Genomic DNA, 9,512 nt, shown 5'->3' with positions numbered 1-9,512 from the left:
ATAACAATGGAAGACCTAGCCATTAAACAAGCTGAGTTAGATTCGGTTGCTGCGCAGTTTAATTTAACGCTAAATGCTGACGATTACGAAGAGAGCATATTAAAACAGTTTTAAAGCCTAATTTAAGGAGCCGCTATGAAAAAGGTACTGATTGTATGTTTAGGTAATATTTGCCGTTCACCTACTGCTGAGGCGGTTTTAAAAGCGCGTGCAAAAGCCTTGGGTGTAAAGGTGGTGGTCGATTCTGCAGGTACAATTGGCTATCACGAAGGAAAATCCCCCGATAGCCGTTCAATGGCGGCGGGTGAAAAGCGCGGCTATAGCTTTAAAGGAATACACTCGCGTAAAGTTCGCACTAGCGACTTTAACGAGTTTGATTTAATTTTAGCAGCCGACAAACAAAATTTAACTGATTTAAAAGAGCAGTGCCCAACGCATTTACACTATAAGTTAGCGTTGTTTTTAGAGTACGGGGAGCAAAGCACAAGTGCCATACCTGATCCCTATTACGGTGGTGACGACGGCTTTGAAAACGTACTTGATTTAATAGAAGCGGCCAGCGATAACATACTTGCTAAAATGTAAGCGCCTCTTATCAGTTTGTTACATTAACGAACATTTGTTTTATTGCCCTTTGTTCCTCAATTGAGTACGATTTATCCTTACTCAAAAGGAATATTATGAATACAAAAATATTACTACTGGTTCTATCACTTGGTTCGGGTTCTGCTTTTGCTAATGATGTGAGCTTTTCGATTGGGGGTGGCTACCCTTACTTGGTTGTACCTGAAGTGTCTTTATCGGCAGATAACAATTCTCAACGCTGGTACGCAAACTATAAAATTGGCCTAGATGATGGCTTTTCAGTGGGTTTTGAACACGCAGTTAGTGATAACAATAAACACGCATTGGGTGTGTTAGTTGGGGCTATTGGCGCACGTGATACCGACCAACCATGTGAAAGCACAAACACTGACGATATTGCTAGCGAGCTAGGTAATATTTTTGGATGTGCGCTAGGGCAAATATTTGATGATGAAACCACAAATGGTATTGGGCTTACATACAGTTATAACTTTAACGGCTTAAATAATAGTGGTTTTAGACTAATACTTGATGCGGGCTATGGTAAAACAAGTGACAGCAACGAAAAAAGAGCCGATGGTGCTATTCGTATTAGTTACGAATTTTAGGGCGTCGTGAATAAAAATAAAAAAGGCGCTAAATAGCGCCTTTTTTATTTGTAAAACCGCTAGCGGTTTATTTTAAAATCTATTTGCACCTGGGTGCTTGCTACTACGGGGCTTCCGTTTTCAAATTTGGGGGCATAACGCCATTTTTTAAGTGCCTCTAATGCTGACTTTTCAAATGCGTGGCCACCTTCTGAGCTTATTACTGATGAGTTTTTTACAAACCCGGCAGTGTCTACATCAAACTGAAGAACAACAATACCATCTGTATTTTGGCGTGCTTTATTTACTGGGTACTTAGGTGGTTGGCGGTATACCGGTGTTTGTTCTTGTGAGTCTTTCCATGGCACCATTTCGGCAATAGCTAAACAATGTTTAGTTGCTTGTTCGCTTTGACCTGTTTTTTCGTAAAGGTTTACAAGTTTTGAGTGCGCGGTAAGTTCGGCGTTATGATCAAAGCTTAGGTTGCTATCAAATACCGAAACAACATGATTTAAACGCTCAATCGCTTTTTTATATTTTCTCTTACTTTGCGCAAACGAGGCGACTAAAAAGTCTGTTTTGATTCGCTCAACCGTGTTTTCGTCTAAATTTTCACGGTAGTATTCATCGGCTTCGTTCAATAACTTTTGCGCTGCACGAAACTTTTTATGTGCAAACTTACTTGCTAACAACGACGCGGCTTCAAATTGCATATCGGCAACAAATTTTGGTTTATTTTGTGCTTTAGCAATATCGATTATACGTTCGAGATGATCTTCTGCCAAAGACGCTGATTTAGCATTTTCGGCTTTACCTAAAAGTGCGTCGAGCGTTTGTAATGCATTTTTGCCGTGGTTATCAGCTAAAATTGTATACGCTTGCGAGTATAGGCTATAACGCTGCTGCCTTATGTTTTTTTTGTTGCTTGTTGTGCTTGGCGGTGTAATGGCTTTAGCATAATTAATAGCAAGGTTTGCTGTGTTGTCGCTTTTATCGCCGTAAAAAGTAAGGCCTGTAGTGTAAGCTCGTTTTGCGGCTTGCTCAATATCGTGTTTTGTTTCTACTGCGTTTAGGTAACTTTGATAGGCAGTTGAAAAAGCCGCTTTAGCGTTGTCAGTTTGGCTAGCAAGTGTATTATTTGTAAAGGCAGATAAGCTTAATCCAACAAATAGTGCAAGGTGTTGTGGCTTCATAATGATCCTTATTAATTGTGAACCTGAACTTTGAATAATAACTCTATGCTAAGTGGTAATTACAGCGCTAACTACATTAAATTTATTTGCAAAAGATATGTAATTTTACAAGTAGATTTAAATTTTATTCACTAAAAGCGTTGGTTAAAAAGCAGTAGACTTAAATGTCATTACTCTCGTGTTATTAAACGTTTTATTTAAAATTCAGATAAATTTAACTAAAAATAACTTACTACAGATGATAGCTATTGTCATTAAATAGGTACGAAAAGCCAATGTTATATGTTGATTTAATGTGTTTTTTACTTAACAAGAACGCTGGTTAAGAGACTTGCTAACATATTGAATAAGAGTGATATCTTAGATTTTTATCTAGTCAGAGATTTTCAATGAAAACAAGGCGAATTTACGCGTTAATAGCAGGCCTATTGCAATTACATTCAACGCAGTTAGCGCTGAAAATAGCTGCTAGAGATAGGTTTATTATCCCGAGTTCGGGTTAATTAAGGTTAGTCATTGAAAACAGGCGCTGTCGTCGCCATATAATTGCGATAAACAATGTTGTACTACGATCTAATTTTACTCTTTTGTGATATTATCACTTTATTGTCGTGTCGTAGTTATTTAAATATTTGGATTTGTCGTGGCGCAAGTAAGAGCAAGAGTCCAACTTAATGTTGGCAAAAATAGTGATATCCCTGCAGAAATAGTGTCATTTACTGACCTAAAAGATGGCCAAGAACATATTGCTATGGTGTTTAACAACGCCGATACCGAGCAAGATGTACCGCTTATTCGTATGCATTCGGAGTGTTTAACGGGGGATGTTTTTCATTCGTCACGCTGTGATTGCGGCGAACAGTTAAACGAATGTATTGAAATGATGCACGAGCAAGGCGGTATTTTGCTTTACTTACGCCAAGAAGGCCGTGGTATTGGTTTATACAATAAGATTGATGCTTACGTATTGCAATCGCAAGGTATGAATACCTACGAGGCCAATAACTATTTAGGCTTTGCAGACGACTTACGCGACTTTTCGGATGCGGTATTAATGCTTAATGCGCTTAACTTAAAGCACGTTAAATTAATGACCAACAATCCTAAAAAACTCAATGCTTTGAAAGATGCGGGTATTGAAGTTGATACAGTTATTGGTACACACGCACACATAAAGGCGGGTGTAGCAGGTAACAAAGCCTACTTAGAAACCAAAATAAAGCATGGCGCACATATGCTAGATATTAAAAAAATTAAAAAACCTTAATATTACTGGTCTGCCTCTGTGATCCCACCCAACGCCAAGTTATACTTGGCGTGTTTCGTTATAAATTAAGAGCAAGTATGTCTACACAATTACGAGTATTTAAAGCAGATGCCGGGCTAAAGTGGTTAAAAGCGGGATGGCTTATTTTTAAAACCCAGCCAATGACGTTTATTTTTATGCATTTATTTATTGGCATTGTGGGCTTACTGTCGTTGTTTTTACCTTTACTGCAAGTGGTTGCTGCACTGGCTACGCCTTTTTTAACTGCTGGCTTTTACCAAGCAGTGCTGACCAAACAGCAAGGCGGTAAAATAATGTTGGCTGACATTCTTAAGCCATTTTCAGCTAAAGGAAACCGTTTAGGCTTGGTACGTTTGGCGTTATACCAAATGGGTGCGGGTATTTTAATGGCGTTATTAGCAAACGGTTTATTTGCCGATGCCGTGGCAATTATGAGCCAGCCAGGGCTTGAACCTCAAGCTGCACTTGAGCAAACTATTGCGAGTATTTCGGGTGCGAGTGTTATTTTATTTTTTATGGCCATGCTTATTTATTTAACGGCCTTTGCCTATGCGGTACCGCTTGTTTATTTTAATAAAGAGCAACGTATTTTAACGGCGCTTAAGCAATCGCTTATGGTTTTTTATCATAATTTGTTTCCGTTGAGTGTTTTTGGCGTTATTTGCGTACTATTTATGGCGGTTTCTATGTTCTTATCGTTCTTACCACTGTTGATTTTAATGCCGATTTGCTACATTAGTTTTTTTGTTTCTTATCAGGCGATTTTTATGCCGATTGTCCCACCAAGTGACGACAAAAATGTTAAGCCACTAAGCAGTGAAACAAGCGGACGCTTTGACGCTTAATGGATGATAAGTTAAAACAAAAATTAAAAAATTATGTACTTTGGTTACTCGGGCGCCAAGAATACTCGCGTCGTGAGTTAACCTTTAAATTACAGCAAAAAGAAGCCACAGATGAGTTTATCGAAAACTTGCTTGATTGGTGCGAAAAGCACAATTTTATAAACGAGCAACGTTACTGTGAAGGCTTTGTAAGAAAACACATTTTTAAATGCCATGGGCTTAAGCGAATTCAAAGCGAGGCCATGGGTAAAGGGATTGACCGTTCGCTACTCGAAAGAGTAGTTGAAGAGCTTGAAATAGACTGGTTTGAGCTTGCGCAGGATGCGTATAACAAAAAATATTCAAATACACCGGCAAACCTCGATTACAAAGACAAGGCTAAGCGCGTGCGCTACTTAATGTATCGAGGTTTTAGCTACGAACAAATCGATTTTGCAATGCAATCACAGTAAATACAGGTGAGATTTTCACATGCAGCACATGACTACCGCACAAATTAGGCAACAGTTTTTAGACTTTTTTGCCAGCAAGCAACACCAAGTTGTTCCTTCAAGCTCGCTTATTCCGGGTAACGATGCCACGTTATTGTTTAACAATGCCGGTATGGTGCAATTCAAAGATGTATTTTTAGGCGCAGAATCTCGCCCATATACACGTGCAACAAGCTCGCAGCGTTGTGTGCGTGCCGGTGGTAAACATAACGATTTAGAAAACGTGGGTTACACGGCGCGCCATCACACATTTTTTGAAATGTTAGGTAACTTCAGTTTTGGTGACTACTTTAAGCAAGAAGCAATTAAGTTTGCGTGGGAGTTTTTAACTGAGGTTGTTAAATTACCTCAGGAAAAACTGCTTGTTACTATTTACCACGATGATGAAGAAGCATTTGAGTACTGGTCAAAAGATATTGGCTTAAGTGAAGATCGCATTATTCGTATAGCTACCTCAGATAACTTTTGGTCTATGGGTGATACAGGCCCGTGTGGTCCGTGTTCTGAAATATTTTACGATCACGGTGAGCATATTTGGGGTGGTCCTCCGGGCTCTCCAGAGGAAGACGGCGACCGTTTTATCGAAATTTGGAACCTCGTATTTATGCAGTACAACCGTCAAAGCGACGGTACTATGCTGCCATTACCTAAGCAATCTGTTGATACGGGCATGGGCCTTGAGCGTATTTCTGCTATTTTGCAGGGCGTGCATTCAAACTACGAAATCGATTTATTCCAAGGCTTAATTGCAGCGGCGGCGAGTGTCACTAACGCGCAAGATATGGACGATAAGTCACTTCGCGTAGTAGCGGATCATATTCGCTCTTGTGCGTTTTTAATCTCCGACGGTGTTATGCCATCTAACGAAGGACGTGGTTACGTACTTCGTCGTATTATTCGCCGTGCGGTACGCCATGGTAATAAGCTTGGCGCACAAGGCGCGTTTTTCTTTAAATTAGTTGCTGCACTTATTGAGCAAATGGGTCAAGCGTACCCAGAGCTTGCTAAGCAACAAGAAATTATCGAAAAAGTACTGCGTATTGAAGAAGAGCAATTTGGTAAAACACTTGAGCGTGGTTTAGCTATTTTAGAAGAAAGCTTAAGCGACCTTAAGGGCGATGTGATCCCTGGCGATTTAGTATTTAAACTTTACGATACGTATGGTTTCCCTGCCGATTTAACCGCCGATGTTGCGCGTGAGCGCCAAATGACCATTGATCATAAAGGCTTTGAAGAATGCATGGCTGTACAGCGTAAAACTGCGCAGCAAGCTGGTAAATTTGGTGCCGATTACAACGAGCAGTTAAAATCAGATAAACACACTGACTTTAAAGGCTACGACAGCACGCACTACAGTGCGACAGTGGTTGAAGTGTTTGCCGGTGGTGAGGCCGTACAGTTATTAGAAGATGGCCAAGAAGGCATTGTAATACTAGATCGCACACCGTTTTACGCAGAATCGGGTGGCCAAACGGGTGATACCGGTACAATTACAGTGGCTGGTGGCGAGTTTAATGTGACTAACACTACTAAACTAGGTAATGCATTTGCGCACCACGGTACAGTACAAGGCCGTATTGGTGTTAACGATAAAGTGGATGCCACTATTGATGATGCTCGTCGTGAGAACATCAAGAAAAACCATACAGCTACGCATATTTTACACGAAGCATTACGTCAGTTATTAGGTGAACATGTAAGCCAAAAAGGCTCGTTAGTTCAAGCGGATCGTTTACGATTTGATTTCTCGCACTTTGAAGCGGTAACTAAAGACGAACTTCGTGACATTGAACGTGTAGTTAACGACGAAATTCGCCGTAACTTTGCACTTAACACTGAGCTTATGGCTATTGATGATGCTAAAGCGAAAGGTGCAATGGCGCTGTTTGGCGAAAAGTACGACGACGAAGTGCGCGTAGTAACCATTGGTGATTACTCAATTGAGCTTTGTGGTGGTACACACGTTGAACGCGCGGGCGATATTGGCTTATTCAAAATAGTATCTGAAAGTGGTATTGCTGCAGGTGTTCGCCGTATAGAAGCAGTAACTGGCGCAGATGCGGTTGCTTATGTAAGTGAGCAAGAGCAACAGCTTAGCGATGTAGCAGCGCTAGTTAAAGGCGATAGCGCATCGGTACTTGAAAAAGTAACTGCGCTTCTTGAGAAGTCTAAAGGCCTTGAAAAGCAAATTGCTCAGCTTAACGATAAGCTAGCGAGCGCTGCAGGTGCATCGTTACTTGATTCGATTGTGGAAATTAATGGCGTTAAGCTATTGGTTGCAAATGTTGAAGGCACTGAGTCTAAAGCGCTTCGCGGTATGGTTGACGACCTTAAAAACAAGATTGGCTCAGGTGTTATTGCCCTCGGTGTTGCCAGCGGTGACAAAGTAAGTCTAATTGCGGGCGTGACTAAAGACTTAACTGGCAAAGTAAAAGCCGGTGAGCTTGTAAACCACATGGCTTCTCAAGTAGGCGGTAAAGGTGGTGGTCGCCCAGACATGGCACAAGCAGGTGGTTCTGAGCCACAAAACCTTGCTGCTGCACTTGATAGCGTTACTGCTTGGTTAATTGAGCGTACTTAAGCCTAAGTGGCGTTAATTGTACAGAAGTATGGCGGCACGTCGGTTGGCTCAATAGAGCGAATAGAAGCGGTCGCCGACCTTGTTGTTAAAACTAGGCAACAAGGTCATCAAGTGGTTGTAGTGCTCTCGGCTATGTCGGGAGAAACCAACCGCTTAATTAACCTTGCCAAACAAATAGATTCCCGTCCTAGTAACCGCGAGCTCGACGTACTAATTAGTACCGGCGAGCAAGTATCGGTTTCGTTATTGGCTATGGCTATTATCAAACGCGGCCATTCAGCCGTTAGCCTATTAGCTGATCAAGTTAATATTCAAACCGATAATATGTTCGGTAAAGCCCGCATTACAGACATTGCAGCAACACGTTTAAAGCATGAACTTGAGCATAACCGTATTGCTATTATTGCCGGGTTTCAGGGGCGTGATGTTGAAGGCAATATAACAACCCTTGGCAGAGGCGGTACTGATACGTCGGCTGTAGAAATAGCTGCGGCTATAAAAGCTGATGAATGTCAGATCTATACTGATGTTGACGGCGTATATACTACAGATCCTCGGGTTGAACCTAACGCACGAAGAATGAGCCAAGTGACCTTTGCTGAAATGCTAGAGTTAGCAAGCTTAGGTGCTAAAGTATTGCATATTCGTTCTGTTGAGGCGGCAAGTAAACACAATGTTCCATTAAGGGTGCTTTCGAGCTTTAATCCCGATGAAGGAACATTGATTACGTTTGAGGAAGACGATATGCCAAGTAAAGTTGTTTCGGGTATTGCATTTAATGCAGATGAGTGCTTAATTAAGGTACAGAGTGTGCAAAGCGGCACTCAAAATCTTGTAAAAATATTGAAACTTTTTGCTGATAACGGCATCGAAATAGATATGATTAATCAAGTTAATCATATCTTTGAAAAAATAGACTATGCTTTTACTGTGCATTCGAACGACTACCCGCAAGCGCTTGAGTTACTAACCGAGCAAAAGGTGTCTTTAGGTGCTGAAAATATAATCGGGCTAACAACCATTGCAAAAGTATCTGCTGTTGGTATGGGAATGAAATCGCACTGGGGTGTTGCTAGTTTATTTTTTGATGCCTTAGCAAATGAAAATATTAATGTAGTTTTAGTGTCTACATCAGAGATTAAAATTTCAGTTTTAATAGATGAAAAGTACCTCGAACTGGCTGTTCGTGCATTACACAAAGTATTTTTAACGGAAAGTAGATAGATAGTGAGTTTTTACTTACTTTTTAGTCTATTTTTCATTAATATGGATAAGCGGAATCTTATAATTTTTATTGGAACATGGGAGCAAGAGAATGCTAATACTAACTCGTAGAGTAGGTGAAACCCTTATGATCGGTGACGAAGTAACAGTTACCGTTTTAGGAGTTAAAGGAAATCAAGTTCGAATTGGTGTAAATGCACCAAAAGACGTTTCAGTGCATCGTGAAGAGATTTACATGCGTATACAAGCTGAAAAGTCTAACCCTAATCCGGGCAATGCTTAATCAACACGTATACTTAACTAAATAATTTATTTAGCTAAGCCAAAAAGCCACTCATTGAGTGGCTTTTTTGTTTATAAAGTCGAGCATTTCATCTGTGAGTATTTGCTTAGAGATATATTGCATGTTGTTTTTATTTTTTATCAATAAGCCCTGTGGTGTTTCGATTACGTCAGTGATGTCTTGCCAAGCGAGCTGATAGCTTTTGTAATGGTTTGCCGATTTAATGCCTTCATCATCAAAAGTGAGCGTAACCTCTGAGCCTGATGCTCTGCTAAACATTTGTCTGGTTACCCACCATGGCCTGCGATAATAAAAAGCAACGCATTCGAGTACAGCAACCATGATCAAAAATGTTCCTAAATAATGATCAGCTAAACCGTAAATGCTAAATAAACCAAGCGAAACTAATAGTACCAGTAAAAAATACTTAGGCTG

The 9,512-nt window shown here is 40.5% G+C and carries 10 protein-coding genes and 1 pseudogene; 9 read left to right on the top strand and 2 right to left on the bottom strand.

Annotated features, from left to right (window positions below; translation table 11 throughout):
* From BCG07_RS18790 to BCG07_RS18780, 3 genes and pseudogenes are all read left to right on the top strand, one after another.
* Nucleotides 1–114: pseudogene (locus BCG07_RS18790) on the top strand (DUF3087 domain-containing protein); the annotation flags it as partial.
* Between the two features lie 21 nt (nucleotides 115–135).
* Nucleotides 136–585, top strand: coding sequence for a low molecular weight protein-tyrosine-phosphatase (locus BCG07_RS18785; protein ID WP_039038238.1), 450 nt, complete (start codon nucleotides 136–138; stop codon nucleotides 583–585).
* A gap of 95 nt (nucleotides 586–680) precedes the next feature.
* Nucleotides 681–1,193, top strand: a complete 513-nt coding sequence (locus tag BCG07_RS18780) for a hypothetical protein (RefSeq protein ID WP_008129036.1) — start codon at nucleotides 681–683, stop codon at nucleotides 1,191–1,193.
* A gap of 59 nt (nucleotides 1,194–1,252) precedes the next feature.
* Here the strand turns inward: BCG07_RS18780 and BCG07_RS18775 are convergent, their stop codons facing one another.
* The gene (locus BCG07_RS18775) at nucleotides 1,253–2,365 is read right to left on the bottom strand and encodes an energy transducer TonB (protein ID WP_138740281.1); all 1,113 of its coding nucleotides are present in this window, start codon (nucleotides 2,363–2,365) and stop codon (nucleotides 1,253–1,255) included.
* A 643-nt stretch (nucleotides 2,366–3,008) separates the two neighbouring features.
* On the opposite strand from BCG07_RS18775, the gene BCG07_RS18770 reads away from it, so the two are divergent.
* From BCG07_RS18770 to csrA, 6 genes are all read left to right on the top strand, one after another.
* Complete coding sequence (locus tag BCG07_RS18770) at nucleotides 3,009–3,632, top strand: GTP cyclohydrolase II (RefSeq protein WP_243531597.1); 624 nt, start codon at nucleotides 3,009–3,011, stop codon at nucleotides 3,630–3,632.
* Nucleotides 3,633–3,709: 77 nt separating this feature from the next.
* Nucleotides 3,710–4,498, top strand: a complete 789-nt coding sequence (locus tag BCG07_RS18765; protein ID WP_008129389.1) for a BPSS1780 family membrane protein — start codon at nucleotides 3,710–3,712, stop codon at nucleotides 4,496–4,498.
* Entirely contained in the window at nucleotides 4,498–4,950 is a 453-nt protein-coding gene (locus BCG07_RS18760; RefSeq protein WP_006794350.1) for a regulatory protein RecX, read from the top strand. Before BCG07_RS18765 ends, BCG07_RS18760 begins: the two co-directional genes overlap by 1 nt.
* 19 nt (nucleotides 4,951–4,969) lie before the next feature.
* The gene (alaS, locus tag BCG07_RS18755) at nucleotides 4,970–7,570 is read left to right on the top strand and encodes an alanine--tRNA ligase (RefSeq protein ID WP_243531595.1); all 2,601 of its coding nucleotides are present in this window, start codon (nucleotides 4,970–4,972) and stop codon (nucleotides 7,568–7,570) included.
* 6 nt (nucleotides 7,571–7,576) lie between these two features.
* Nucleotides 7,577–8,794 carry an aspartate kinase gene (locus tag BCG07_RS18750; RefSeq protein WP_243531593.1) on the top strand — a complete coding sequence of 406 codons (1,218 nt, stop codon included), beginning with the start codon at nucleotides 7,577–7,579 and terminating at the stop codon, nucleotides 8,792–8,794.
* 91 nt (nucleotides 8,795–8,885) lie between these two features.
* Nucleotides 8,886–9,077 carry a carbon storage regulator CsrA gene (csrA, locus tag BCG07_RS18745; RefSeq protein ID WP_004587515.1) on the top strand — a complete coding sequence of 64 codons (192 nt, stop codon included), beginning with the start codon at nucleotides 8,886–8,888 and terminating at the stop codon, nucleotides 9,075–9,077.
* 51 nt (nucleotides 9,078–9,128) lie between these two features.
* On the opposite strand, the gene BCG07_RS18740 is transcribed toward csrA, so the two are convergent.
* Nucleotides 9,129–9,512 (bottom strand): YcxB family protein (locus BCG07_RS18740; RefSeq protein ID WP_286891501.1); only part of this gene is annotated, 384 nt, incomplete at its 5' end.

It is taken from the genome of Pseudoalteromonas sp. ESRF-bin5 (assembly GCF_002632075.1).
GTDB lineage: Bacteria > Pseudomonadota > Gammaproteobacteria > Enterobacterales > Alteromonadaceae > Pseudoalteromonas > Pseudoalteromonas marina.
The sequence above is the reverse complement of the archived record's forward strand: the minus strand, read 5'-3'. Positions and strand labels throughout refer to the sequence as shown.